The sequence below is a fragment of the Poseidonibacter antarcticus genome (assembly GCF_003667345.1).
Taxonomy (GTDB): Bacteria; Campylobacterota; Campylobacteria; order Campylobacterales; family Arcobacteraceae; genus Poseidonibacter; species Poseidonibacter antarcticus.
In genome coordinates, this window is sequence record NZ_RCWF01000001.1 from 188,720 (window position 1) to 214,751 (window position 26,032).

Annotated in this window: 25 protein-coding genes; 6 read left to right on the plus strand and 19 right to left on the minus strand. The window is 25.2% G+C overall.

What is annotated here, in order from left to right; genetic code table 11:
- The first annotated feature begins 68 nt into the window (after positions 1 to 68).
- Together D9T19_RS00965 and D9T19_RS00970 are read left to right on the plus strand one after the other, a co-directional pair.
- On the plus strand, positions 69 to 461 hold the full coding sequence (locus D9T19_RS00965) for a hypothetical protein (protein ID WP_121626324.1): 393 nt from the start codon (positions 69 to 71) through the stop codon (positions 459 to 461).
- On the plus strand, positions 462 to 1,100 hold the full coding sequence (locus D9T19_RS00970; protein ID WP_121626325.1) for a hypothetical protein: 639 nt from the start codon (positions 462 to 464) through the stop codon (positions 1,098 to 1,100).
- On the opposite strand, the gene D9T19_RS00975 is transcribed toward D9T19_RS00970, so the two are convergent.
- From D9T19_RS00975 to D9T19_RS00990, 4 genes are read right to left on the minus strand one after another with little or no spacing between them, the layout of a single operon-like run.
- Positions 1,097 to 2,170: an AAA family ATPase gene (locus D9T19_RS00975; RefSeq protein ID WP_121626326.1), complete on the minus strand. Its 1,074-nt coding sequence runs from the start codon at positions 2,168 to 2,170 to the stop codon at positions 1,097 to 1,099. The two genes, D9T19_RS00970 and D9T19_RS00975, sit on opposite strands and share 4 nt — an antisense overlap.
- A gap of 22 nt (positions 2,171 to 2,192) precedes the next feature.
- Positions 2,193 to 3,125 (minus strand): alpha/beta hydrolase, encoded by a 933-nt coding sequence (locus tag D9T19_RS00980; RefSeq protein ID WP_121626327.1) that lies wholly within the window; start codon positions 3,123 to 3,125, stop codon positions 2,193 to 2,195.
- A 6-nt stretch (positions 3,126 to 3,131) separates the two neighbouring features.
- Positions 3,132 to 3,347, minus strand: coding sequence for a hypothetical protein (locus D9T19_RS00985; RefSeq protein WP_162984519.1), 216 nt, complete (start codon positions 3,345 to 3,347; stop codon positions 3,132 to 3,134).
- A 15-nt stretch (positions 3,348 to 3,362) separates the two neighbouring features.
- Positions 3,363 to 3,848 carry a GNAT family N-acetyltransferase gene (locus tag D9T19_RS00990; protein WP_121626329.1) on the minus strand — a complete coding sequence of 162 codons (486 nt, stop codon included), beginning with the start codon at positions 3,846 to 3,848 and terminating at the stop codon, positions 3,363 to 3,365.
- 115 nt (positions 3,849 to 3,963) lie between these two features.
- On the opposite strand from D9T19_RS00990, the gene D9T19_RS00995 reads away from it, so the two are divergent.
- Entirely contained in the window at positions 3,964 to 4,431 is a 468-nt protein-coding gene (locus D9T19_RS00995; protein ID WP_121626330.1) for an HAD family hydrolase, read from the plus strand.
- Position 4,432: 1 nt separating this feature from the next.
- Here the strand turns inward: D9T19_RS00995 and D9T19_RS14475 are convergent, their stop codons facing one another.
- The 7 genes from D9T19_RS14475 to D9T19_RS01025 all read right to left on the minus strand — a co-directional run bounded on the left by D9T19_RS14475 (position 4,433) and on the right by D9T19_RS01025 (position 10,595).
- On the minus strand, positions 4,433 to 4,603 hold the full coding sequence (locus D9T19_RS14475) for a helix-turn-helix domain-containing transcriptional regulator (protein WP_162984520.1): 171 nt from the start codon (positions 4,601 to 4,603) through the stop codon (positions 4,433 to 4,435).
- A gap of 156 nt (positions 4,604 to 4,759) precedes the next feature.
- Positions 4,760 to 5,581, minus strand: coding sequence for a hypothetical protein (locus D9T19_RS01000; protein WP_121626331.1), 822 nt, complete (start codon positions 5,579 to 5,581; stop codon positions 4,760 to 4,762).
- A 211-nt stretch (positions 5,582 to 5,792) separates the two neighbouring features.
- Entirely contained in the window at positions 5,793 to 6,254 is a 462-nt protein-coding gene (locus D9T19_RS01005) for a hypothetical protein (protein ID WP_121626332.1), read from the minus strand.
- A 413-nt stretch (positions 6,255 to 6,667) separates the two neighbouring features.
- Positions 6,668 to 7,339, minus strand: coding sequence for a hypothetical protein (locus D9T19_RS01010; protein ID WP_121626333.1), 672 nt, complete (start codon positions 7,337 to 7,339; stop codon positions 6,668 to 6,670).
- A gap of 95 nt (positions 7,340 to 7,434) precedes the next feature.
- Positions 7,435 to 8,472 (minus strand): hypothetical protein, encoded by a 1,038-nt coding sequence (locus D9T19_RS01015; protein ID WP_121626334.1) that lies wholly within the window; start codon positions 8,470 to 8,472, stop codon positions 7,435 to 7,437.
- Between the two features lie 51 nt (positions 8,473 to 8,523).
- A complete protein-coding gene (locus tag D9T19_RS01020; protein ID WP_121626335.1) occupies positions 8,524 to 9,318 on the minus strand; it encodes an ion transporter in 795 nt (264 codons plus the stop codon).
- Between the two features lie 35 nt (positions 9,319 to 9,353).
- On the minus strand, positions 9,354 to 10,595 hold the full coding sequence (locus tag D9T19_RS01025) for a ComEC/Rec2 family competence protein (protein WP_121626336.1): 1,242 nt from the start codon (positions 10,593 to 10,595) through the stop codon (positions 9,354 to 9,356).
- A 72-nt stretch (positions 10,596 to 10,667) separates the two neighbouring features.
- Between D9T19_RS01025 and D9T19_RS01030 the strand changes: the two genes are divergently transcribed.
- Positions 10,668 to 12,152: an alkaline phosphatase D family protein gene (locus D9T19_RS01030; RefSeq protein WP_121626337.1), complete on the plus strand. Its 1,485-nt coding sequence runs from the start codon at positions 10,668 to 10,670 to the stop codon at positions 12,150 to 12,152.
- A 26-nt stretch (positions 12,153 to 12,178) separates the two neighbouring features.
- Here the strand turns inward: D9T19_RS01030 and D9T19_RS14760 are convergent, their stop codons facing one another.
- From D9T19_RS14760 to rraA, 8 genes are all read right to left on the minus strand, one after another.
- Entirely contained in the window at positions 12,179 to 13,429 is a 1,251-nt protein-coding gene (locus D9T19_RS14760) for a methyl-accepting chemotaxis protein (RefSeq protein ID WP_121626338.1), read from the minus strand.
- Between the two features lie 8 nt (positions 13,430 to 13,437).
- Complete coding sequence (locus D9T19_RS01040) at positions 13,438 to 13,827, minus strand: PAS domain-containing protein (RefSeq protein WP_121626339.1); 390 nt, start codon at positions 13,825 to 13,827, stop codon at positions 13,438 to 13,440.
- 66 nt (positions 13,828 to 13,893) lie between these two features.
- The gene (locus D9T19_RS01045; RefSeq protein WP_121626340.1) at positions 13,894 to 14,580 is read right to left on the minus strand and encodes a response regulator transcription factor; all 687 of its coding nucleotides are present in this window, start codon (positions 14,578 to 14,580) and stop codon (positions 13,894 to 13,896) included.
- 7 nt (positions 14,581 to 14,587) lie between these two features.
- Positions 14,588 to 17,119 carry an ABC transporter substrate-binding protein gene (locus D9T19_RS01050; RefSeq protein ID WP_121626341.1) on the minus strand — a complete coding sequence of 844 codons (2,532 nt, stop codon included), beginning with the start codon at positions 17,117 to 17,119 and terminating at the stop codon, positions 14,588 to 14,590.
- Positions 17,120 to 17,143: 24 nt separating this feature from the next.
- Entirely contained in the window at positions 17,144 to 19,246 is a 2,103-nt protein-coding gene (gene ovoA, locus D9T19_RS01055; RefSeq protein ID WP_121626342.1) for a 5-histidylcysteine sulfoxide synthase, read from the minus strand.
- Positions 19,247 to 19,295: 49 nt separating this feature from the next.
- Complete coding sequence (locus D9T19_RS01060; RefSeq protein ID WP_121626343.1) at positions 19,296 to 21,542, minus strand: hypothetical protein; 2,247 nt, start codon at positions 21,540 to 21,542, stop codon at positions 19,296 to 19,298.
- Positions 21,529 to 22,098, minus strand: a complete 570-nt coding sequence (locus D9T19_RS01065; protein ID WP_121626344.1) for a gamma-glutamylcyclotransferase — start codon at positions 22,096 to 22,098, stop codon at positions 21,529 to 21,531. Before D9T19_RS01065 ends, D9T19_RS01060 begins: the two co-directional genes overlap by 14 nt.
- Before the next feature lie 2 nt (positions 22,099 to 22,100).
- Positions 22,101 to 22,580, minus strand: a complete 480-nt coding sequence (gene rraA / locus D9T19_RS01070) for a ribonuclease E activity regulator RraA (RefSeq protein ID WP_121626345.1) — start codon at positions 22,578 to 22,580, stop codon at positions 22,101 to 22,103.
- 125 nt (positions 22,581 to 22,705) lie between these two features.
- Between rraA and D9T19_RS01075 the strand changes: the two genes are divergently transcribed.
- Positions 22,706 to 23,686, plus strand: a complete 981-nt coding sequence (locus D9T19_RS01075; protein ID WP_121626346.1) for a hypothetical protein — start codon at positions 22,706 to 22,708, stop codon at positions 23,684 to 23,686.
- A 102-nt stretch (positions 23,687 to 23,788) separates the two neighbouring features.
- Positions 23,789 to 25,912 carry a methyl-accepting chemotaxis protein gene (locus D9T19_RS01080; RefSeq protein ID WP_121626347.1) on the plus strand — a complete coding sequence of 708 codons (2,124 nt, stop codon included), beginning with the start codon at positions 23,789 to 23,791 and terminating at the stop codon, positions 25,910 to 25,912.
- Positions 25,913 to 26,032 lie beyond the last annotated feature (120 nt).

The following is a 26,032-nucleotide window of genomic DNA, read 5'->3' on the forward strand; positions in this document are numbered from 1 at the left end:
ACTTGCCTTTTTTAAAACTTAAATATGTTAGAATTCATTTTAAATAAATATATTTCAAGGTGTCTTTTGTGTCTATTTTTACTTTACAAGGTTTAGCTGGCGGTTTTCTAGATGAGGATTTAGAACATTTTAACAAATTTTTTGATGATTGGTGTATCCAATTTGATAGTTATGAAGATGCTAAAGATATAGTTCAAACTCTTGAAAATGAAGAAGCCATAGATATTGTTGAAATAACACCATTGAGTTATCCAAAATATTTTTTCCCCTCTTTAAAAGGTACTATTTACACTACACGACAAATTGAAGATAAAATCATTTGTGTTGTAGAACCATATATGGGTTCTAGTTTTAAACTTGCAATATGCGATCTTAAAACAAAAGATGTAAGACTAACAAAAACTAACTATAAAAGTATTCCAAGTATTGAAGGTGCTTTTGCTAGTTTTGGTATAAAATAAATGAATTTGGATAAATTAAAAGATTTAGAATCAGAGTTTTTGGCAATGTATCCAGAAGGTTTTAAAGACGAAACATTTTTCCCAAAAATACAAAAATTTAATCCCCAAAAACTAGAAGATTTTGCAAAGAATCAACTAAAAAAAGAAAACTTCTCAAATCCAAATTTACTAATAGAAGGATTTTTTAAAACAGTTCAAAAATCTGTTATGGTTTCATTATTTGATAAATTAAAATTAAAAGATGCAATCGCTTCATTGAACTCTTATGAAAAAGATATGCTTAGTATTGAGATATATGAGCTTTTATATGGAAATAAGAAAGATGGTTTTGAAGGTTTAGTAGAATTTTTAGCTCAATACAACTTGGCAAAATGGACTATTATAAGTGTAGCACCCTACTGTATAAATAGACATAGTGAATACTTTATCAAACCAACTACTACAAAAATGGTAATCAAATATTTTGAACTTCAAGATTTAGTGTATAAGCCAAAACCTAGTTTTGAGTTTTACAAAAAATATACAAAAGCTTTGGATGAAATGAAATCAAACTTAGATGATTCACTTACCTTTGATAATGTAGCCTTTACTAGCTTTTTGAAAATAGCTATTGAGTCTGATAAGAGTGATATTTCTTAAAAATCACCCATTAACTTGTCACTATCACTAAAATAATCTGTCAAATATTGATCTTTGATTTCTAATAAAATCTCTTTATCTTTAATAGCATCTTCATTTGATGTGATAATAGTTTGAATACCAATTCTATCTAATTGATGAATCGCCGCATAAATACCATTTTCATAAGTATTTTTATCTCCATGGAAAGGACTATCAAAAGCTACAAATTTGATAAGTTTTTTTTGTGCATAAATTTCAGCTAATGCAGAGGCAAAGATAAAAGATAAAAGCTTTTGTTGTGTAGCATCATTTAATTCTTCATTATTTCCCACATTTATAGAAAACTCTATATCATTTGAAGTATTTAAATCAATTAAAAAAGTTACCTCTTTTTCTAATACTATTCTTCCATATTTAGAAAATATATTTTTAAATCTATCTATAAAATAGCTGTTGATTAATTTTTTATTCTCTTCAATAACTTTTTGTAAATCACTTTGTGCAGTTTTTAAAACTGTGGGTTCAATATCTTCTTTTTTGATTAGTTCATCTAGTTCATATTTTTTTCGCAACTTTCGTCCATCAATACCTAAAAATTTTGATATAAGTGTTTTGTATTCTATTTCATGTGAAGCTTTATTTTTATTTAATATAAATACATTACTTTGATTGTTCTCATCCCTTAAAAAATATGTTATATATGTTCTAAATTTGTTTATTGAATAATTAGCTTTATTTTCAAAAAAAGATTTGGCTACACCTATACTGCCTTTTTTATTAAAATCTTTTTCATCCAAAAGCATTGATTTTTGTTTTGTGATTTTTAATTCGATATTTTTACCACCAACAATAGGTCGTTTAATCGTAATATATCTATTTGAAGCAATTTGAAGTTCAATATAAAAGATATAATCTTTAAAGTGTTCATTGCCTAAAAAGTGTTTATCACCTAATAAACAAAAGTCTATTAGGTTAAAAAGACTAGTTTTCCCAACACCATTGTTTGATGAGAGGATAAAATTTATACCTTTATCAAATTCTATGGTTTTAAAATTATCATTGTTTGCATATAATTTTGATATTTTCATTTATAATCCTTGTTTTTATTAATCATTTATTAGAATTTATTACTTCTGTCATATTTTTTATATTCTTTTTAAAATATGGATTCCATGTAAGTCTAGCGAAATACTTGCCCTCTTCTTGTAATCCCCAAGCAGAATACCAAAGTTCGTCATTTTGGCTATTGTAAATCTTGTCTTGACCATTTCTGAACATTTTATATTCACTATTTTTTCCATAAAAGAAATTATCTTTTTTAAATAACACACTTAAATGAGAAAAGTTTGCAATCTTTTGATTAGGAATATAAGAAGGTAAATAAGTGATTCTGCTATCTTTAAAACCATTTTCTTTTCCAAACCAAACTAGTTGGCTTTTGGGATTTTTAAAATTTTTTGTAAAAATAGACACTATATCTTTTGATGTTATAACACTATCATCTTCACTAATAGTTATAAATACTGGTTTTGAAAAACTTTTTTTTTCAAAGCCCTCTTCAACTCTTTTTAGAGTTTGATAATACAAATTTGAAGCATTCATAGATAAGGATTCATATCGTAAAATATTTTGACTATTGTCATTTTGAAATAACCACGTTTTGAAAAAAGACCCAATTCCTGAAAAAGGTAATAAGGTTCTTTCATCTGATGCAAAACCAGGAGAAAAAAGTAACAAGCCTGATATTTCTTCTTCATTTTCAAAAGCGTATGAAGTTACAAGATTAGCTCCTGTAGAAAATCCACCTAGCCATAATTCATCTACTTCTTTTTCTAATAGTTTTATATGATGATTTACAAGATTTTCCCATTGTTCAAACTCAACGTTTATTAAATCAGCGGGTTTACTACCATGTCCTGTTAATAACACAGTTCTTACTAAAAATCCTTGTGAAACTAACTCTTGTGCTAAATCCTGAAAATAACCAGGAGAATCACCAAGTCCATGAACTAACAAAATTCCTTTTGATGCTTTTTGATTAATTGGTTTTTACTCAAATGGTGAATTTAGAAAAAGTTCCAATTCGTGATTTTTTGTTAAAAAAGCACGATTGTTTTCTAGCCATTTTTTATTTTCATCTATATATTTTGAAAAATCTTCTTGATTAAAGGAAGGAAGTGTTTTTGAAGGAATATATAAAGGGTTTTCATTTGTAGCGAAACAAAAGTTGAAGATTAGTATTAATAATAGGAAAAGTTTAGTCAATTTTTGTCTTTTCATTTAGAATATTAACAACATATCATTCCATTGAGCACCACCATGACTTGATTCTGATATACCTTGATGAATAAATCCGAAGCCTTGGTAGAACTTAACAAGGTAATCTTTACAAGTAAGTACCATCCCTTTATGTTTGCGATTTTTACTAAACTCAATAAAATATTTAATAAGTGCCGATGCATAACCTTGATTTTGGTATTTAGGATCAACTGCCAATCCAAATACTGTTTGGTATTCACCTTTGGGGCAATGCAGTTTACTATCTGAATACAATGCATCAGGAAGTTCTGGTGCATTGTTAATACAGCCATTTATATGACCTACAACAATATCATCAATTTCTAGTACAAAAAAACACTCAGGAAAAACTGAAAATCGTTTTTGAAATGATTCTAATGACGCAGCTTCAGACGCAGAAAAACAAATTTTTTCTATTTCTGCCATACGACTAATGTCTTCTTTTATAGCTTGGCGTATTTTGTACATTTAAATTCCTTTTTATAATTACGGTATTTTAGCTTTTTTAGACTTACAAATATTCTTTTTCATACTAGTTTTGGTATTATTCTTATTATAATTAGTTAGTAAAAAGGATAAAAAAGTGAAAGTAAATATTCCAGGAAGAGAAGAGATAGAAATTCAAAACATTGTATTTGATTATAATGGTACGATTGCAATTGACGGTAAACTAATTGAGGGTATTAAAAAAAGTATAAATGAACTTTCAAACTCTTTTAAATTTTATGTAATTACTGCTGATACTTATGGAAGTGTTGAAAAAGAACTTGTAGATACAAAATGTGAGATTATAAAAATATCAAAGACATCACAAGATGTTAGTAAGTTAGATTTTATTAAAAGTTTGGGCTCTTCTACTACTTTAAGTGTGGGGAATGGACGAAATGATAAGTTAATGTTAAAAGAGTCTATTTTGGGTATTGCTATTTTGCAAGATGAGGGTTTATGTACTGAGACATTGTTGAATTCTGATATTTTTGTAAAATCGATTTTTGATGTATTCTCTTTTTTGAAAGATGAAAATAGATTAATAGCTACATTAAGGAATTAATCTAAATTATATTTGATATTTGACTTATTCCTTTTACCTTAGTAATATTATCAATAGATAAAAGTAATTCATCCCTATCACCCTCTTGTATTACTTGAGTTAGATATTCTGCTATGATTTCTTTATCATCTAAGTATTGTGAAATGTCAAAATCTGTTAAATTATTTTTCATTTATAATCCTTTGCTAACGACCGAACTGAAGGACAAGTGATTTCAACCTCTTCGCTAACTTCTTTTTCTTAGCACTAAATGATAGTTAGTAAATGAGAAAAAATCCGCTTATCACTTGTTCATTTCCTGTGTTTTGTTATAGATTTTTTACTATGACTATATAATTTCTTTTATTTTGATATATTGACTAGGTTGTTCTGGTGAAACTTTATTTATCAATAATTTGATTATATCTAATAAATTTTCTTCATCTTGCCCAGCAACTATCATTGTTCTAAGTAAATAACAATATATTGTTTCATTTCCATTTAAGATATATTTTGATTCTCTATGAAATCTATCTTTTGATGGTATATTTCCTGATACCAATTGAAATGATATAATATTATTTTGATTATAATCTGTATCAATCATAATTCCTTTATTATTGTTTTTTGTATCGGAGATTAAAATTGTATAACTACTAAGTCTTTTTGCAGTTATATTATTTATCAATAGTTCAGCTACTTCAATAGCTTTTATTACTTCACTTCTTTTTGGTAATGCATAGTCATGTTCAATCTTATTCCTTAACAATCTAACTTCTGATATTAAAATTGATGGAGCTAAACCAAGGGCAGTAAATAATTTCAACTGATTTGGCTGAATTTCTTTATCTTCATCAGAAAGAATATTATTACAAAAATCAATTATATCTGTTGATAGTTCTTTATCAATATTAAAATGTAAACCTATTAATGTACTTTCAATTAAACAGTCAATACATCTTTTTGCATTTGATAAAGCATTTATTAATCCTCTAGCATCTTTATTTTTCAAATCTTGTCTTGCAAATTTTAAATATTCTTGTGGACTAAGTGGGAAATCATGAAGTTCAAAATTTGTAATATCAAGTGTTTCAATTGTTAATCTTGTATAATCAAGGTTAATACTTCTAAATAATTCAATTGGACAAGATACTATATTTTCAGTTTGCATTTTATATTCCTTGTATCTATAACTATTTATTAAATTCTTGTAGTTACTAATAACTAACAATACCTATTAAATCATTATTGTAACTTTTATCAAACAATTTAAACATTTATTTTTATTTATTATTAGTCACAAATTGGGCACACTGAACTTTTCCCTCAGACTAAATTATCGCTCTCCTCGTACTTTTTATCTTCTTGAGTATATACTTTTTTTAATAGTTCCATTCGAAATCTCCATCTATTTTCTTTTTATCAATTAGTATTTGTCTTATTTTTTTGAACTCTTCATTGCTTACAGGAAATAAGTCAAATACAAAGAACCAATAAGTTTTCCATTTATTTTCTTTTTCCCAAAACATTAAACTTCCACCAAAAAAACTTTTTGAAACAGTTGTTTCCATTTTTGAATAATTTAGTGTTCTTCTATAAGTTTTTCCAAATATATTTGACTCTTTCATTATTTTATTTTCATAAAAAGTTAAGCTTTTAAAGAATGATAGATTAAAAAAATAGAAAATAGAACATATAACTAATAGTATTCCAGAAAAATTTGCAAAATAATTATTTACTACAAAAAATAAAAATAATCCAATTGGTAGACCGAATAATAACCATACAAGTAACATAAATATTCTTCCCAATGGATTATATTCTATTCTTAGTAATTGATTCATCGTTTTCCTATTCTTACTTAATGCTGTTCAAAATCTTTTAATAAGACTATTGAATTCCATATATTGATTACTTTCTGCATAATAATAACGAAAAATACATAAATAATCGATATTATAATTTTAAGATAATATTTTAAAATAGAAAACTATATAATACTAATAATTTTATTAAATTTTTATAGTTAATAATAACTAACGATACCTATAAAATCACTATTTTAGCTTTTATCAAAAATAAAAAAATGTTTATTTTTATTCATACATAGGTACAATTTGGGCACAGTAAAATGGAAACTGATAAATACAAAGAATTAACATAATAGTAAATTTAAATGTTTATTTACTAAATAAAAAAACTATTAATAAACAAAATTCTTCTTTACCACTCTATCCTATTTTTAATTTTAGTAAATCTATAGATAAGGATTAGGATTCGTTTTATTTAAAAAATTTTCTCCAATCAAAAAAGGTATATATTCAATGTTATCTGAAGATTTTTGATTCATAAGTTTATATGTAACTTCACCGTCAGTTTTTTTTTCTAAAAAATCTATTCTGAGTTTTTCTTTTAATTTTAATGTAGAATCAATTATCATTCCATTTTCTACTAAAACCCAAACATGATAATTTACATTTTTACTTTTTAATCCTATTAGTTCATTATAAAGATATTCATAAGTTGTTTTATATTCTAATTCCTTATTGAACATCATATCTCCAATAATGATTATAGAGGTTATATCACAACTTTTCAAAAACCTATGTATTAAAATAGACATCCCCCCACAATTGATCTGTCGATACTGTTCTTTTATAGTATGAAAAGCTTCTAGTATTTCTAATCGTCTAGCTTCATCTTCGCTTCCAAAAACTTCATCAAAAGCTAGGAACCCTACAGAACTTGTACCACTTACTTCAGCTAGGGTTTTTGATATGGCGATTCGCAAGACTAAGTTTGCTAGGTCTACTTCACCACCTGAAAATCTTTCGATTGGGTATTTTTTACCTTCATCATAGATAAAAAAATCAAAGTCATTTGATATCTCTATATGTTGGTACTTTCCTTTTGTGATAAGTGCGTACATATTTGAGGCAAAGCTTGATATTCTTGGTGCTATTTTGCGTTTAGTTTTGTTTTAAACTCTCCTAGGCTTATTTAATATCTTTGATAGTTCTTTTTTTATTTACCTACCTCATCCCTATTTTCTTTTTTATATTCTAGTTCTAATTCATCATATTTTATATTTAGCTTATCTATTGTTGTTGTTACTGTATTTAGTTCTTCTTGTGCTTTATCTAGGTGTAAGAGCATTGTTTCTAGGTTTTGGATGTATTCATATTTTTCTTTTAGTTCTTTTTGTTTCTCTAGTGCATTTTGATATGATGTAATATCATATACCTGATTACCTAGTTTTTCTAATTCTTCTTTATTTTTTAAGCCTTGTGCTTTTATTTTTTCAAGGTGTTCTTCTTCTTTGATTAGGTCTCTTCTTTTGCTTTCTATTAGATTTATGCTTTTTGAGACTTGGAAGTATTCGTGATTTATTTTAGTAAACTGCTCTTGTGCTTTTTGTTTGTCTTGCTTTAGTTTTTCTAACTCTTCTTTTGCTTTTGCTATTTTTTGTGTTTGTGTATGTTTTATTATCTCTTCTAATGATTGAAGTACATTATCATATTCATCAAGTAGTGGTCTTGTACATATAGGACAAGCTGTTTCTCGTCCTAATTCTTTAATCTTTTCTATTTTTATATTTACTTCTGCTATTAGCTTATCTTTCCTAGCTATTTTCTTTTCTATTGCTTTTTCTTCTTCTAGCTTTTGTTCTACTATGTTTTTATACTCTACTATATACGTTTCTAACTCTTTTTCTTTTTTTATTAGATTTGTATGTTCTTTTGTTTGCTCTAATAGTTGCGTAATAGCATCTTTTGATTTAGTGTATTGTTCTCTTAGGTCTATTTGCTCTGCTTTTAAGTCTTCTCTTCTTGTATTGTCTTCTTTTAACTGCCCTTGTTCTTTTATAATCTTATGAATCTTTGTATATTCTACTTTTATACTCTCTATACCTCTAAGCTCATTTTGTTTTTGTTTTAAAGTATTTACATCATCATTTAGTTTTGCTTGATTTCTTTTATGTACTGTTATACTATTTTTTAGTACTTCACATTGTGAATGATAGTCTTGTTCTTTTTGATTAGTAGGTACATTTGTATTCATTTAAAACCTTTCTTTAGCTCTATTGTATCGTTATATCTTATTTGCTTATAACTAAAAAGTATTACTATCAAGTTTTTCTCTTTCTAATAGTTCTTTTTCTTTTCTCTCTTTTTCTTTTTGTTTTTTTATATTTATCTTTTCTAATAGTGCTGATGTAAATATACTTCCTGGTATTGCATAAAAGGCTATTCCTAAAAAGCTTACAAAAATTGTAAGTATTCTACCCATTAGTGTAATTGGATACATATCTCCATATCCAACAGTTGTAAATGTAATAATAGACCACCACATAGTTGTACCCATACTAGTAAAAACCTCAGGCTGTGCATCTTTTTCAAAAAAGTAAACTAATGGAGTGATTGTAATAAGTAATACTATAAGAGCAATAACAATAAAAATAAACTCTTCTTTTTTCTCTTTTATGATTGATATAACCAAAGCATCAAATTCAGCGAACTTTGTTAGTCTAAATAGTTTAAAAATACGTAAAATTCTAAGAGCTCTTAAAAAACCAAAATCCATATTAAAAGCTGATAGATAAAAAGGAAGTATTGCTAGTAAATCTATTATCATCATAGGTTTTGTGATATGCCTAATACGCTTGCTAGTTTCATTAAATCCTGCTGCGTATACTCTACAGATATATTCAAGAGTAAAAAACATAATATTTACAAAATTTATAATATAAAAAATATCATAATAATCAATCAAGCTTTTTTCTGTTTGCAAAAACATAATAACTATACTAATAAAAATATTTAAAAATATTAAAGATTGGATTAGTATTCCATATTTGTGTCTTCTTGGATATTCAAATATCGTATGTAGTTCTTTTTTGAAATTCATTTTAACTCTTTTCTATTCTTCATTATATAATAATCTTATAAAAATAAATAAATATTAAAAATCACCATACTTATATTTAGAATAATAAAAGCACTTTTATAAAATATTGAAAGGAATGATATACATACATAAAAGATAAAGACTTCTAAACTTGTTCCTACTTCAAATATATAAAAATCACTTGCTAAAAAGAGTTGTAGGTACTTATCAAAGACACTCGCAAAGTTAAATAAATGAGCAAATAACTCCATTGGGTAAAAAATTGTAAAAGCCATAGTCATAAAAGGTGAATACAGTTGTTCATATGTAGTAACTTTGAAGAAATAGTGAACAATAGCATTCATTGCAAAATATATCCAAAAATTAAAAAGTAAGATTTGTACGACTTTACTTTTTAGGTCTTTAAAGTATTTGATAAATAAAAATATATAAAATACTCCAAACATAGAAAACCATAAAGATAGTGAAAATATGTATTTAGGAAAAACTGATATTATTATCAAGAAAGCAAATAATAGATTGTTAAATGTGATTAGCTTTATATTTGAACGTAATAAAATTATTCCTAAACTCAACATCACAAAAGCTCTAAGAAGTGACGCTACTATATTTGTAAGAAGTAAGTATAAAAATAAAAGACAAAGTGTAAGCAATAACAAATCATATTTTTTATTTCTATATGGAAAGTATTTTGTATGAAAGAAACTATAAGGAAAGTAAAAAATCCAATATATCAAAAAAGATAAAACTGCCAAATGAAATCCTGAAAGTGCTACTAAGTGACTAATCCCATAGTTTGTAAAAACCTCTCTTGTATGTGTAGATAAGGGAATTGCTAAAAATAGTGCTTCAAAGACTTCACTAATTTGATCATTTGTATGATTTGCTCTTATCTTTTCTACTATTTTGTCTTTGAAGGTTTTATCTTTTTGCAAAATGTCAAAATATATTGTATTAGTAAAAAAACCTTTTAAGTAATCTACAAAACTTATATTTATTGTTAGTATGCCTACATTAATTAAATCCAACTTTTTAATAGTATGTTGTTTAGGTACGGAAGTGAAAAATTCTAGATTATTTGTTTTTAATTTTAGTACATCATATTTTTCTTTTTGATATATGTTTATTACTTCTACTTTAGTTTCATAAAGTTCTTCATATATTAACTCTTGATATTTACTATACTCAATAGAAAGGCTTATGCTAAATATTACAAATAGCAATCCTAGAAACTTTGATATTGGAGAAATTAATTGTTTTTTATCATAAATAATCATATAAATTATTATAGTATATTTTATATATGTTATACTATTTAATAATTTTATTATTTATAAGAAGGAACCAAAATGAGTGAGAAATTAGTATTAGGTCCTTTATTATCTATTGAAAATGATAATAAATATGTTGTGTGTTTTTTAAGTAAAACAAATTTAGACTATTCTATTGTTTTTGATAATGATACTATAGTAAAAGCTAAAAAATTAGCAAATTTAAATAATGGTTATTTCTATAGAGCTGAATATACTATTAAAGCATTGGAAAATTCAAGATATGTAACATATCAAATACAAAATGAGAAAGGATTTCTTAAAGATTTCAATAAAAGAGATTCTTGGAAATTTTATATTCCAGCTAAAAATGAAAAAGCGAAATTTGCTTATGCTTCTTGTAATGGTTTTTCTAGCCCTGATTTACTTGCTAAAACAGATGTTCCTTATAAATTATGGGAAAAGTTAGAAAAAAATCATAAAAAAGAGCCTTTTTCTGTTCTTGTAATGGGCGGAGATCAAGTTTATGCAGATGAATTATGGTCAAAAGTATTAGAGTTAGAAAAATGGACAAAACTGAAAATGAAAGAGAAGATAAAAAGACGTGCTTCTAAAACTATGATTAAGCAGTTAAAAGATTTTTATGAAAAACTTTATATATCAAAATGGAGTGATAAATCAATGTCTTTGGCATTAGCTACTATTCCAACGGTTATGATGTGGGATGATCATGATATTTTTGATGGTTGGGGTTCTTATCCTGATGAGCTTCAAACTTGCGATGTATATAAAAATATTTTTTCTGTAGCAAAAAAGTATTTTGAGATATTTCAAATAAGAACAATCAAAAACACATCTTTACTTTCTAAAAAAAGAGAACACTATTCATTTGCATTAAAATTTAGAAACTATCATATTTTAGCACTTGATAATCGTGCTCAAAGAAGTATCTATACTGTTATGGGTAATGATGAATGGAAAGATATAAATACATATTTGGATGAAAATATTTTAAATGATAATTTACTTGTTTTATCAGCGGTTCCTGTTGTTTATAGAGATTTTTCTTGTACGGAAGCTTTAGTCGATTTTTCTTCATGGCAAGAGGAATTAACAGATGATTTAAAAGATCATTGGAGAGCAAAAGAACATCAAGGTGAAAGAATGCGTCTTATTATGCGACTTTTTATGAATATCAAAAAAAGAAAAGAAAATGGTCAAAATACTAGAACAGTGATTTTATCAGGAGATGTTCATGTAGGCTCATTAGGAGTTATAAATGACAAAGAGAACAAAGATAAAATACATCAAGTTGTATCATCAGGTATTGTTCACACACCACCTTCTTATATAGAATGGCTTGGAATTTCTGCTGTTACAAATGATAATAATGAATTTTTAAATGAAGATAAAACTATTGAGACTTCAATGCTTACACCAATTGGTTCTTCAAAATATCTAAGAGTTAGAAATTTTGTAACTATAAATGAAGGAACAGATGAAAAACTATGGATAAACTGGATTTGCGATAATAAAGATAAACCTTGTTATGCTTTAAATTAATTTAAAAGAGTAGTTATCTACTCTTTTTAATGAAGTAATTCTTTTCCTAAAAATTCTATTTTTCTAGTATCATCAACAATTTGCATTGCTACTTCATTACTTTTTACTGCTACATCTTTTACATCTAATGCTACAGAAGCATTATTTTGTACAGCGTGATCAATTGTATTAATTGCATCACTTATTTGATTAATCCCTTTTTCTTGTTCTGAAGATGATGTACTAACACTATCAATTAACTCAACAGTTTTATTTATATCTGTAATTAAAGTTTCATACCCCACACTCATTAAACTTGCAATATCTTTCCCATATTTAGTTTTTTCTTGAAGTATTCCCATTAATCCTTCAATATCTTTTGCAACTTCTGCACTCTTATTTGCAAGATTTCGAACTTCTTGTGCAACTACTGCAAAACCTCTTCCTGCTTCACCTGCAGTTGCTGCTTCTACTGCTGCATTTAATGAAAGTATATTTGTTTGAAATGCAATCTGCGATATTTGATTTACTGAAGTATATGCTTCAACTGTTGCACTATAAATATCATCCATTGCTTTATGAGTATCTTTTGATAAAGATGAACCTTTTTGAGATTCATTTTGGACTTTCATACCAATTTGTTGCATCATATTAACTGATTCAACATTATTTCTAACTATTGATGATATCTCAACTACTGCGGCGGCTGTTTCTTCAATAGCAACTGATTGTTCTTGTGAAGATAAAGATAAAGCTTCTGCTTTTTGTGTTAAAATCTGAGATTCATTTTCTAAAACAATTCCATTTTTATAACTTTGTGTAGCTTGAACTGTTATTCTTTCTTGTAAAGAGTTTATTCCTTCAAGTAATTGCTTTAATGCACCACCTGTAAATACACTAGTATCAACTTTATTTAAAAAGTTTTGTTCTTTGTATTCATCTAAAATATTTAATGTTTCGTTTATACTTACATTTAGTTTTTCAAACATCACATTTAAACTTTTTGCAATATAGTTAAGCTTACTATCATCAGATATAGATGTTATTTTATCATTAATATAACCATCTGATATTTTCTCACAGGCAAGCATGATCTCACCATAAACAGTAAGGTTTTTTTGATTTTTTGATTGAAGTAAATCCATAATTGAACACATCTTTTTTTCTATTTGTGCAAATTCTGCAGATTTTACATTTTCTTTATAATCAATTGAATTTATATCATTTTGAATATAAGCTTCTAAGATATCTAGTGATTCTAATATCTTTTCTTTATCTTTTCTTTTATTAAAAAACATAATCTATCCTAATCTAGAGTTTGATATAAAGAAATAGCCTTATTTACTTCTTCATCAGTTGGCTTGATTCTTACTGAAATATATCTTACTGAACCATCTAAAGATTTTGATGAATAAACAGTAGCATTAACCCAATAATAACCACCTTTTTTAGTCTTGTTTTTAACCATTCCATTCCAAATTTTACCTGAACTAACAGTTTCCCAAAGATCTTTGAATGCAGCTTTTGGCATATCTGGATGTCTTACAGTATTATGTGGCTTGCCAATAAGTTCTTCTTTTGAATATCCAGCAATTTGACAAAAATCACTATTTGCATATATTATATAACCTTTATGATCTGTTTCAGAAACAATCATCGTGTTTTTATCCAATTTTATTTCTTGATTATGACTCATTATATTTGCCTTTCAAAATTATTTTTATAATTTTAGCACAAGAATATATATAAAAAATGACAATGGTTATTTTATTTTATAACCATTGCCATAAATATTTTCAATAAAGAAATTATCATTATTAATTTTTCTTATAATTTTAGTTCTGAGTCTAGATAGCATTTGTACGATACTATTTGCTTCAACTTTTTTCTCTGGAAAAATTATTTCCTTTAAATCTTCAGCAGTTAAAAATCTATTCCTATTTTCAAATAAATGTTTTATTAACAATATTTCATTTTTCGTAAGAGCTAATAATTCTGTTCGATAAGTTAATTCTGTTTTATAATTATCCCAATAAAAACCATTATTCAAGAAAATTTTATTACTTTTATTTTTATCTTTATTAACAATATGTATTGCTTTTAAAATTGAATTTTTCAATTCATTGATATTAAAAGGTTTAATAATATAAGAAATTGCTCTTAAATCTATTGCACTTAAAAGATTTATTGTATCACTATGAGCACTAATAAATAAGATTGGTATATATTCGTCTAATTCTCTAATTTCCGTTGCTAATTGTAATCCATCAATTTTAGGAATATTTATATCTAAAAGTACAATATCAATTGAATTGTTTTTAAATATAGATAAACCTTCTTCTCCATCACTTGCTGTATAAATATCAGAAAAACTTCTTTTTAATAAAAAAACTACATCTTCTAAAGCTTCTATATCATCTTCTACATATAATAAATTTAACTTATGCATATAAATCCTATTTCTCAAGTCTAATTATAAAAGTCGTATTATTATCTTCTGATTCTACACTTAAAAGCCCATTCATACTATCTTCTACTAATGTTTTTGCCATATAAAGTCCTAACCCTGTGCCTTCTTTTTTAAATTTTGTTGTGAAATATGGTTCAAAGATATTTTCTAAATTCTCTTTTGCTATACCACCACCATTATCATTTATAAAAAGTTCAAAATAGCTATTTCTTTCTAAATACTCAATTTTAATACTTTTATTTTCTAAATTTGTATTTTTAAAGTTATCAAGTGCATTATTTAAAATAATAAGTAGCACTTGAAGATATTCATTTCTATAATTATAAACTTCTACTGCTTTTGGAACAATAATATTTATATCAATTCCTACTGTTCTACTTTCTAATAATTTTAAACTTTCATAAATAGCAGTATATATAGAAAAAGTATTCTTTTTCTTGTCTGCTTTAAAGAAATTCATAAAATCATCTATAGTATCAGACATATATTTGATATTCTTTTGGGCATAAAAAATTTTATTAGTAATTAATTCTTTATTATCATCTTCTTCATAAACAGTTTGAATTATAGATAAACTTAAATTTACTCTATTTAAAGGTTGTCTCCATTGATGAGCGATATTTCTAATCATTTCACCCATACTTGCTAATTTTGATTGCTTAAATAGCGTGATATCTTTAATTCTATTATTTTCAACTTCTTTTTTTACTCTTTCTTCTAATGTTTTATTTAATTTTTCAATTTCTTTTTTCAATTTATTTTGTTTATATATAAATATAAATAAACTAATAAAAAGTAAAATAAAAATAGATATTATATTAAAAATAATACCATAATCAACCTCTTTTGAAAAATGTATTGATATCCAATTGTTAAAAATATCATCTTTTTTCTTTTTAGATATATTATTTAAAGTTTTTTCAATTATACTATTTAGAATTTTTTCATCAATTCTTGTTGCCATTGAAAATGATATTTCTTTTTTGAGTTTCCCTGCAATTTTTAAATTATAAAAAGATCCCTTTCGAATAGAATATGCAATTGATACTAAAGTATCTGCATAAGCAAAGACCTCAGAATTATTAACTTTTTGTAAACCTTCTGATGGTGAATTAACATAAAATAAATTTATTTTGGGATATTCCTCTATCAAAATATCTGCAAATGCTGTATTCTTTAAAACTGCAATTCTTTTATTAGTAACTTTTTCTAATTTATCAATAAAAATCTCTTCATCCTTAGTTGCAAGAACAAGTGATTGTTCTGCATAAGCTGAAGTAAAATGCATAAACTTATTTCTATCTTTTGTTTTAATAATCATTGGAATAATATCACATTCTTTAGATTTTATTTTAAAAATAGAGTCTATCCACTTTTCATTAGAAATTATTTTCATTTCTACATCTAATCTTTTATTTATAAGAGATATAAGTTCAGCAGTAATTCCTGTATAATTTCCATTTTCTACATTTCCATAAGGAAGCTTATTAGGAGGAGAACAGATATTAAGTACTTTTTTATTTGCTAGATATTCTTTCTCTTTAGGAGTTAAAAATAATGACTTTGAATTTTTATAAATAATATTATTTATATCTAAATTATTTTTAATAAGCCCCATTAACTTATATAAATCATACATTCTTTGAATTTTATTTTTATCTATATTTCCAAATTCTATTTCTTTATAAAAAGACAACTTTTTTAACTCTTTTCCTTCAAAAATAAGTTCTTCTTTTGTAAGATGTTGATTATTATATTTTTCAAAAATTAAATCTGCACTTTCTTCAATATTTGAGTATGCATAATTCCAACCTCTTATTGAAGCTTTTTTAAATTTTTCTACTGTTTGAATATCTGATTGGATTAACTCATTATTTGTATATAAAAAATCACTATATATATCAAAACCATAATCTTTTGGATTAAATACTCCATATTTTATATTTTTTTTATCTAAATATAACGGTGCTTTCGAAGTGTAAGCAGATATAATATCAGTTTTATTATTTATAAAATCATTAATATTATGTGTATGTTTTATAATCTTTAAACTTTTAAAATCTACATTTTCTGAAGTAATCATTGCTTTTAAAGAAACTTCACTTGAATCTTCAATTGTAGACATTATTCTTTTCCCTGAAAAGTCTGCTATTGTATTTATATTTGAACTTTTTTTTGTTAAGAAAACTAAAGGACTAGTTTGAAATGTGGCATAAAGTAAAGCCAAATTCTGATGTTTATTTAGTATTTCTAATATTAAATTCTCTCTACCAATAGCAAAATCAACCTCTTTATTATTTACCATTGAGGGAATATCCATATTCATTTTATATGGAATTATTTCGACATCTAATCCAACTTCTTTATAATAACCTTTTTGTTTTGCCATATAATAACCAGCAAATTGAAATTGATTTAACCAAGAAAGTTGTAGTTTTATTTTTTTTAAATCTTCTGAAGAAAATAAATAACTATTGAGTAATAAAAAAAGAAAAAAATATTTTAAAAATTGCTTCATTATGGATAAATAAAGAAAAAAGCCTTAAGCTTTTTTCTTCCAAATTGACATTTGTGAGATTGAATGTTGGTATTTTCTATTTGTTTCTTTTATTACAAAAGGAACATCTATAGTTTCTAATAGTTCAAAATCTTTTAATTCTGATTTTAAAGTATCTAATGTAGAAACTTCTTTATTATCTTTGATATATCCACCTAACCAGTTTTCTTTTGGTGTATACTCTTCTAACCACGTGTATGGACTTAAAAGTACTAATAATCCATTGTCATTTATTCTTGAAGGAACATCTTCTAAAAACTTTTTAGGATAATATAATCTATCTATTAAATTTGAACAGAAGATTAAATCATAACCTGTATAAATATCTTTTAAATTACAAGCATCACCTTGCATAAAAGATACATTTTTTTGAGTTTCTTCTAATCCAAAATCTTCTAAAGACACTATTTTTTCAGTAGAAATATCACCTTCATTTTTTATTCTAAAAGTCAAAGTATCATACTCTTTAAGTTTTACTCCAACATTTATAAAGTTTGCTGAAAAATCAATTCCAGTTACCTCATCAAAAGTTTTTGCTAATTCAAAAGTACTTCGTCCTACTGAACAACCTAAGTCTAGTGCTTTATTTGTTTTAATATCTTTTAAATATGGTTTTAATAACTCAACTGAGTTAACACAGAAGTTTTTAACTCCAAAGTTTTCTTCACCATAGTGGAATTCGCAATATTGTGCTATTGAGTCATCTGTTTCATAAACATTGTCATTTAATTTTGTTCTATATTCGTTATCTGATTTCACGTATCTAAATCCTGCGTGTTGGAAGAAATGCTTTCTAAAAGCATATCTAGCTTCTCTTAAGATCTCATTTCCTAAAGAAATAAAAGATCCACCTTTCATAAGTGCGTGTCTGTCATCAAATGTTGGAGTTGTAAAGTCATCATAAATAGGATGAACTTTAAAATCATCAAATGGATACATAGGAGTAATACTCCATTGCCATACATTTCCTACAACATCATAAAACTCTTTATCATCAATTCCAAACTTGTATTTATCAACTGGTGATTGATTAAATTGTTTTAATCCAATATTTGCGTCTTTTTCTCCTGCATTTACATAATCATATAATCTATAATATTCATCCTCACTAGGAAGTCTTACTTCATATCCTAATTTTGCACTTTTATATTTACAAAAAGCCTCTGCTTCATATACATTTATATCAACAGGGTAGTTTAATGGTAAAGGTATGATTCTACTAATTTCTCGTAAAAAATATTCTCCATTTTCTTTACTCCAAAAAACTGGATGTTTTGCTTGTGAAAAATCTAACCATTCTTTTCCCTCTTTTGAGAATAATTCAGGTTCATTATATCCACCATCTTTTACAAATTCTAAAAACTCTCCATTTGATACTAAATATTTAGAAGCTTTAAAATCTTTTATATATGATTTATGAAATGAAAATTCATTATCCCAACCGTAAAAAATAGGATTTTCTCTATTTTTTTGTATTACAACCTCACCTGCTTTTACATCAAGTAATTCGTTTTGTGGATAAGTATCACTTTGTTCATTTACGTATTCAAAAATCTCTTCATCTATTAATCTTTTATTATCAAGTTCTCGTAAAAGTACTGATGATGTTTCTATATGAATATTCTCATGCTCAATTCCCATTAAGATAACCCACATAGGACTTTCCCAGTTAATTGGCATTGTAAACTCTATTGTATCGATTAATTCACATACTGTTTGTTTTACTTCTTCTCTATACTCTTTTGCCTCTTTTATACTAGGCCATGCGTAATGTTTTGATTCTAAATCATCCCAAGACATTTCATCTACACCTATTGCAAAAATTGCTTCAAAATCTTTATTTACTCTATTTGGTAAAATATTTGCAAGATTTAATTTATTAACAAAAAAAGTTGCTGTATGACCAAAATAAAAAATTAAAGGATGTCTTAATCTATTTGGTTGTTTATATATGCATTTTTCATCTTTTAATAAATCAAATAATTTCTCATCTAATGCATACGTTTGTAAAAAATATTCTTTTATTTCTTTTCTTTTTTCTTCTATTGTACCTGTGTTTAAATTTATACTGTTTTTTATGTAATCCATTTTCTTCCTTGTTAGAAATTAATACATTATAATGGTGTTTGAATAATATCTAAATTAATTGATCTAAAAAATCTAGACTTTTTATCTTATCAACTTTTAAAAACTCTTTGTATAGACTCAATAGCTGTTTATACTCATTTTCATCTAATAACTCTAAATGATTTTTTAATCTATTAACTATAATGCTTGTATCTTCATTTAATAAACATCTTGCAATATAATTTTCAATTAAAAGCATTCCTAATCTTTTTATAGATTTTGTTTTATCTAAAATCAAAATTGCTTCATTTGTAATATTAATAATCTCTTTACATTCTATATCATTTTGATTACAATTAAGCATTTTTGATAATACATTTAAAGCTTGATTATGAAGTACTACAGGTATTTCATCTCTATCACCTACAGACTCTTTTAGGATTACACCTAGTTTACCAAGTCTAATAGATTTATCAATAATATCAAGGTTTTGTGTATTTGATGTTAAGTACTTTAATCTATAAGCAATGGCCATATTTACAAAAGTTGCTCCATATTCAAAAGCTCCTAAAGTGGGAATTGACAAACATTTTTTATAGTTTTGTATTGATAAATCATAAGAACTATCCCATTCAAAATAATTAGCTTTTATATTATAGTAATGCCATAAGCAAAGAGGATCGTTATTTTCATTATGTGAGAATATCAACTCTCTTAAACTTTCCAATGAATCTAATCCAACTTCTTTTAGATTCTCTTTTCTTTGACTTACAATAATCCATGCTTTTCTTTGAAAATATCTAATCTCTATATCACTAGGTTTTTTATTTTTTCCTAGATTTAATTTAAGAGGTAAACTAGCGTATGCCTTGTCAAACTGTCCCATTCTTTCATATAAAGAACATATTGTAATAGAGTATTTATTAGGATTGATTTCATACAAATATTGACATAAAAGTACTGCTTGATGAAAATGACCATTTCGCTCAAATAAGAAAATCAACTTATCCAAAGATTTTATTGATAATTTTCTATAAAAAGAGTTATTATCTTTATCAAAAGAATCTAAAGAAGTAGAATCAAACATCTCTCCTGCAATATCAAACCAATAATCATCAATTAGTTTGTATTGTTGTTTTTTATCAATTGCTTCAATAAACTTTTCCAAAATTAATATTATTCTTTTTTCATCTAAAACAATATCTTTTACATAATAAAATAAAACCAATAAAGAAATAGGATTAGCAAAATAAACAATACAATCTTCAATATGATTTCTTAAATAATAAGAAAGTCTTTTTTGTTCATCTTCTAAATCTTTAAACTTCACCTTATTTGTAAAATATGTTTGCATAGATTTTTCTTGTGCTATAAAATTAAAATCATCAAAACTTCTATTTATAAAATTTTGAAAACCAGAGATTAGTTGATTTTTAGAATCTTTTGATTCCTCAAAAAAGTTTCTTCCACAATACTCAAAAAGTTCAAGTGATATAAAAACTTTTTTATCGCTTCTTTTATTTCCATAATTTTCTAATATTTTTAAAGAACTAAGCTGCATTAGTGAATAAAGTTTTTGTTCTTTATTTGAAAGTAAAAAATCTATATCACAAGAATTTGATTCATTTTTTGCTTCTTGTTTTGATTTTATTACTACTATATTTAAAGCACCTAAAGCTTCTAGTTTTTTTGTTATACTTTGAATCTTATCATTTCTAATATACAAATTTATAATATAAAATCTTGAAATCAATATTTTGAGTAAAAGCCGATAAGTCCAGTGTTTTTCACTTTCCAAATCAAAGTTGTATAAGTTTATAGTAGTTTTTTTATCATACAAAGAAAAACCCAGTTCTAATCTTTTTAATTTTCTAATATCTTTATTAAACCAAGAAGATAAAATAGTTTTAAACTCACTACCCTCTGCGTCTAAAAGTGATGGCATTAGTATTAACCCAAAAAAGAAAACAAGTACAAATAATAAAGAAATACTATCATTTCCACTCCAAGGAAAAGGCAAGGTAAAAATGATTTTTTTTAGTAAATCTTCATAAATAGAAACAGCAATTAATGCAAATAAAATAATCAAAACAGAAAAAGTAGAAATAAAAGTAGAAGAAAATCTTTTCTTTAAAAAATAAATAAATGAATTCCCTCGAAGTTTATTTAAATCGTTTTCAAACTTTTCTAGAGAATCTTCTTCACAAAAAGTAATATGTATTTCATTTTTCTCTTTATAGATAAGTTTATCGTTTTTTGTTTTTCTTCTTGTTTCACAAAGTTTAGAAGTATAAATATTACAACTATTTTGACTCATTCTCTCCTACTCCTTGTTTTGCAAACTTATTTTGAATAGGATCACTAAAGGTATAGATACCTTGTTTTAGAGCAAAAGGATAATTTTCTAAGCATTTTGAATACTCAAAAACAAAATCTTGAGAATAAGAAGGAAAAGCATTTGTTAAAATATCAATATATTTTGCTGGTATAAAAGTGTTTTCATCACCTTTTTTTGCAATTTTCTCTTTATTTGTAGTCATAAAAGCAATAATATCCTCATCTAAAGGAATATTTGCATTTGCTGCTTTTATTATTATACAAGTATAGTTTTTTTCTCTAAGCTTTAATAATTCTAATTCTTCATTTGTAATCTTAATTATCACCCCATTTGTAGAAGAGTTCGGATTTCTTTCTAAGTTTAAGAAAACACCATTTACATCAACCCCATCAAATTGAATATGTTCAATTGAATTCCAAACTTTTTCAAAACCTTTAACTATAACAGGAATTAAATCTTCTTGATTTAAATCTCTTTTAAAAGATTTTTGTGCGCTTGCTAGATTTATTAAAGAACCATAACCAAAAAGATACATAACTAAATCAACTTTTCTTTTGTAATTACAATTCCATCACAATCAGCATAAATATAATCACCTTCACATATTTCTACATCATCAATAGATAAAGGAATGTTAATTTGTCCATCTTGCACAGGAATATATTTTTTAGGACAAGTACCAATTGCCATTAATCCAACATTAAAATTTTTTGTATTGATTGTATCTCTTACATAGCCATTTACAATAATTCCTGCATATTTATTATCACTTGCAAACTTCATTAAATTATCACCAACAACTGCGTAATATTGTTTATCTACATCTACAACTACTATTTTTCCTTCACCTTTTTTATCTCTTAAAAGTGCTGCTAAATCTTTATTGTTTTTATCTAATTTAACTGTAATTACAGAACCACTAAATTTTACATTTCCTCCATATGACTTAAAATCAGGTCCTAAAACTTCTGTTTTATCACTAAACTCATCACATAAATCTGCTGTAAAAAATTCCATATTAATCCTTGTTTTTGTATTTAAAATGAGTTATAATTATCTCATTTTACTATTAATCTATTCTTATTAACTCACTAAAATTATACAATAAGGTTATAATATCTTTTAAGAAAAAGGAAATGACTATGCAAACTATTTATAAATTTATTTTATTTATACCGTTTATACTAATATTTACAGCTTGTAGTCCAAAAAGCTTAACTGTTAAAACACTTCATCCATCAAAAATACCAAATGAAAAAATCTATTCTGTAAAAGTAGCAGATTTTATTAATGATGATTTATATCAAAGTTTAAAAATTGAAAGTAAATTAAGTAATAAAATAATAAATGGGAAAAAAGTATTTAAAGTTTTAAATACATCAAATAATACAGATGCAATAATCAAAGGATTTGTAGACTCTTCACTTGATTATTATACTTTTTACAAAAGTGAGATTGATTATAGTAGATGTAGAACTTATAGATACGATAAGAAAAATAAACATAGAAGATGTGTAGAATATCATTTACGAACAATTCCTTGTGTACATAGACAATATAATGTACAAACAAATATAAAAGTTTTTAAAACAGCTACAAGTGAAATCATATTCGCTAAAACTTATAATAAAACTAGAAATATAAATGAATGTTACGAACATCATTATCGTCCATATCATCCAATATTTAATGATAAAAGAGAAATAAATAGAAAACTCGCAAGTTTAATTGCAGATGATTTTTTAAATGATTTCTCACCACATTATGTGTATTTTGATATTACTATTATTGAAGAATTAGATGAAGAAAATCTAATCTTTACGGATAATCAAAAAGATAGATTTGAGAAAATAACAGAATTAATGGAAAAAGGAGATCTTGATTTATCTTTTGAAGAGTTAAAGAAATTAGATAATGAATTTAATCATAAAAGCTATGAGGTTATTTATAATATTGGATTAATATATGAAGCAAGAGCAAATTTATACGAAGCAAATAAATTGTATAAACAAGCTAAAACACTAGTAAAAGATATTGATGATTTAGAATTTATTAATAATGCAATAATAAGAACAGATATAAACCTAGAAGAAAAGATAAAAGCAAAATCACAGTTACCATAAGTATTTTATTTTATAAAGAATTAGAAAATATTTAAGAAAAACTCTAAAATTACACTTAATTGTTATATACTTTATTATAACTTATTTAAGGAAATAATTTTAATGGATATAAATAGTATAAAATCAAAACTGCTGATACTTCTTTTTCTCAGTATTTCACTTTCTTTTTTTATTTTAGGTTTTTACAATACAAAAAATGCCTATGATTCAGAACATAATTTAATTGAACAAAAAGAACTTAATTTATCACAAGAAACATCAAAATATATTAATAGTTATTTAGAATCAAAGATTAATATCATTGAAGCTGTTGCAGAAGAAATTCCTACAACAAATCTAAATATAAATAATAAACAAATAGTTCAGAAACTTTTACTTGCAAAAAAAGCAGGGAAATTTGTTGATTCATATATTGGATTTGAAAAAAATGGAGATTTACTACTTTCTGATGGGTCGTATTTAAATATTCAAAAAGATAACTTTGATTCAAGAATTAGACCTTGGTATAAAAAAGCCATTTTACTTGGAAAATCTGGAGCATCAAAACCATATATTGATGTTTCAACTAAGAAACTTGTTGTAACTGTGTTTACACCATTAGAAAAAAATGGAAAGTTCATTGGAGTAGTAGGATCTGATATTTTTCTAGATACAGTTGTTAATACAATTTTAGATGTAAAAATTGGAAATACAGGTTTTGCATTTTTAGTTGATGAAAAAGGAACAATTCTAATTCATAAAAATAAAAAACTTTTAAATAAAAAAAGTGATTTATACAATCATATTAAAACAGATAAGAACAGTGATTTTGGTGAAGCACAAGAAAATAATATAGCAAAACTTTTAGCCTATAGTAAAATTCCTATGACTAACTGGTCTTTAGTTATACAGCTTGATAAAGAAACTATTTTTGAAGATATTAATGCTGAACTAATAAAAGAAGTAATTTTATATATAATTTTACTTGCGTTAATTCTTTTAATATTATTTTTCTCTTTATTAAAAATTTTAGCTCCTTTGAAAACTTTAGAAAATGGTCTTTATTCATTCTTTAGTTATTTAAAAGGTGATCAAAAAGAAGTTTCTAAACTTAATATTACAACAAATGATGAATTTGGAAAGATGTCAACTGTAATTAATAAAGAGATTGAATTAGTTAGTAAAAATTTTAATAACGATAAAGAACTAATTGATAATGTAAAAAAAGTTGTTAATAGAATTAAAGAAGGGAAACTTGATTGTTATGTTGAAAAAGAAACTTCTAATACATCATTAAATGAATTAAAGAATATCTTAAATGAAATGATTGAAACAATTGGGAAAGATGTTGATAAAGATATCAATTCAATCTTGGTATCACTTGAACAATATTCAGAATTAAACTTTGTGGAAGATATTAAAAATCCTAGTGGGAAGATAGCTAATGGTTTAAATAACTTGTCTAACATCATTAATAAGATGTTAGCTGAAAATAAATCAAATGGTTTATCACTTGAAGAAAGTTCAAAAGTATTACTTCAAAATGTAGATATTTTACATAAATCTTCTACTGCTACTGCAGTTTCATTAGAAGAAACAGCAGCTTCAGTTGAAGAAATAACAGGTACTATTACGAATAATACAAATAGAATATCTCAGATGGCTAAACATTCACAAGATTTATCTACATCAATTAGTAAAGGACAAGACCTAGCTAATCTAACTGTTATTTCAATGGATGAAATAAATGAACAAACTCAAGCTATTGCTGATGCAATCACAGTAATTGACCAAATTGCATTCCAAACAAATATTCTTTCACTAAATGCAGCAGTAGAAGCTGCAACAGCTGGTGAAGCTGGCAAAGGTTTTGCAGTAGTTGCAGCTGAAGTACGAAATCTTGCATCAAGAAGTTCTGAAGCAGCTAAAGAAATAAAGAATTTAGTTGAGCATGCAACGAATAAGACAAATTCTGGCAAAAAAATTGCTGATGATATGATTTTAGGATATACAACACTAAATGAAAATCTTATAAAAACAACAGAAGTTATTCAATATATTTCAGATGCTTCAAAAGAGCAAAAAATGAGTATTGAACAAATTAATGATGTAATAACTAAACTCGATCAACAAACACAAAAAAATGCTTCTGTTGCAACACAAACTCAACAAATTGCAATAAATACTTCAAGTATTGCAAAAAAAATATTAGATAATGTAAATGAAAAGAAGTTTAGAATTAATTAAATTTAAGTAGAGGTGATTTCTCTACTTAATAACTAATATATAATTTATAAACAACTATAATCTCACTTTTATTTCATTTGCTTTTAAAAATATACTTTTTACTTCTTCTAATAAAATTCT

Coding starts and splice junctions, on each gene's coding strand:
- D9T19_RS00970 (WP_121626325.1), top strand. CDS start 462: ATGAATTTGGATAAATTAAAAGATTTAGAATCAGAGTTTTTGGCAATG.
- D9T19_RS00975 (WP_121626326.1), bottom strand. CDS start 2,170: ATGAAAATATCAAAATTATATGCAAACAATGATAATTTTAAAACCATA.
- D9T19_RS00990 (WP_121626329.1), bottom strand. CDS start 3,848: ATGTACAAAATACGCCAAGCTATAAAAGAAGACATTAGTCGTATGGCA.
- D9T19_RS14475 (WP_162984520.1), bottom strand. CDS start 4,603: ATGAAAAATAATTTAACAGATTTTGACATTTCACAATACTTAGATGAT.
- D9T19_RS01000 (WP_121626331.1), bottom strand. CDS start 5,581: ATGCAAACTGAAAATATAGTATCTTGTCCAATTGAATTATTTAGAAGT.
- D9T19_RS01005 (WP_121626332.1), bottom strand. CDS start 6,254: ATGAATCAATTACTAAGAATAGAATATAATCCATTGGGAAGAATATTT.
- D9T19_RS01010 (WP_121626333.1), bottom strand. CDS start 7,339: ATGTACGCACTTATCACAAAAGGAAAGTACCAACATATAGAGATATCA.
- D9T19_RS01015 (WP_121626334.1), bottom strand. CDS start 8,472: ATGAATACAAATGTACCTACTAATCAAAAAGAACAAGACTATCATTCA.
- D9T19_RS01020 (WP_121626335.1), bottom strand. CDS start 9,318: ATGAATTTCAAAAAAGAACTACATACGATATTTGAATATCCAAGAAGA.
- D9T19_RS01025 (WP_121626336.1), bottom strand. CDS start 10,595: ATGATTATTTATGATAAAAAACAATTAATTTCTCCAATATCAAAGTTT.
- D9T19_RS01030 (WP_121626337.1), top strand. CDS start 10,668: ATGAGTGAGAAATTAGTATTAGGTCCTTTATTATCTATTGAAAATGAT.
- D9T19_RS14760 (WP_121626338.1), bottom strand. CDS start 13,429: ATGTTTTTTAATAAAAGAAAAGATAAAGAAAAGATATTAGAATCACTA.
- D9T19_RS01040 (WP_121626339.1), bottom strand. CDS start 13,827: ATGAGTCATAATCAAGAAATAAAATTGGATAAAAACACGATGATTGTT.
- D9T19_RS01045 (WP_121626340.1), bottom strand. CDS start 14,580: ATGCATAAGTTAAATTTATTATATGTAGAAGATGATATAGAAGCTTTA.
- D9T19_RS01050 (WP_121626341.1), bottom strand. CDS start 17,119: ATGAAGCAATTTTTAAAATATTTTTTTCTTTTTTTATTACTCAATAGT.
- ovoA (WP_121626342.1), bottom strand. CDS start 19,246: ATGGATTACATAAAAAACAGTATAAATTTAAACACAGGTACAATAGAA.
- D9T19_RS01060 (WP_121626343.1), bottom strand. CDS start 21,542: ATGAGTCAAAATAGTTGTAATATTTATACTTCTAAACTTTGTGAAACA.
- D9T19_RS01065 (WP_121626344.1), bottom strand. CDS start 22,098: ATGTATCTTTTTGGTTATGGTTCTTTAATAAATCTAGCAAGCGCACAA.
- rraA (WP_121626345.1), bottom strand. CDS start 22,580: ATGGAATTTTTTACAGCAGATTTATGTGATGAGTTTAGTGATAAAACA.
- D9T19_RS01075 (WP_121626346.1), top strand. CDS start 22,706: ATGCAAACTATTTATAAATTTATTTTATTTATACCGTTTATACTAATA.
- D9T19_RS01080 (WP_121626347.1), top strand. CDS start 23,789: ATGGATATAAATAGTATAAAATCAAAACTGCTGATACTTCTTTTTCTC.